The sequence below is a fragment of the Photorhabdus sp. RM71S genome, from assembly GCF_042879355.1.
GTDB classification, from domain to species: domain Bacteria; phylum Pseudomonadota; class Gammaproteobacteria; order Enterobacterales; family Enterobacteriaceae; genus Photorhabdus; species Photorhabdus kayaii.
The window spans coordinates 1-532 of sequence record NZ_JBHFKV010000186.1 but is presented as its reverse complement, the minus strand read 5'-3'; the positions used below and the strand labels follow the sequence as shown (position 1 = coordinate 532).

1 protein-coding gene is annotated in these 532 nt (G+C 48.9%); it reads right to left on the bottom strand.

The genetic code is table 11. The features are described from left to right. Positions 1 to 12 precede the first annotated feature (12 nt). Positions 13 to 532, bottom strand: a 520-nt coding sequence (locus ACGF5R_RS24425) for an ATP-binding protein (protein ID WP_387693223.1), incomplete at its 5' end; no start/stop codon positions are given.

The following is a 532-nucleotide window of genomic DNA, read 5'->3' as shown; positions in this document are numbered from 1 at the left end:
TACAAACATGGATTACTCCTGAATTCTGAAATGAGGTTCTGGCGTGCCGTCAGGCATAGCGATTGTGACGTCGATTTCGTCCAGTTCGGCCGCTTCGATTTCATAGAAATCTTCCGGACCTTGGTAATATTCAATATCCAGCTCCATCAATAATTGCGCTGTATGTCCTTCCCCGCTGGCATCAATATCGATTGTTGAGCGAACCTGGGAAAACTGCTGAGTCTGACGAGTGAGTTCATAACTGTTGATAACAGCCCGCTCTATCTGCTCACGTAACCGTTCAAGTGATTCTTCGGCTTTAGCTGCGCCATCATCTTCAGCCTCGCTGTCAAGTTCCTGCAATCTTCCAGTAATGCGCACAGTTGTGACGGTGTTGAACTGGGGCGCGTTACGTCCCAGTGACTGTTTAACGTCAATTGGTGTCTGCACAAGAATGACAGGATACATATCTTCCGTTGTTGACCAGTCACGCGGGGAGTAAACCCGCGCTTCTGCATCGGTCTTGTGTTTGAGCGCGTCAATGACTAACGCC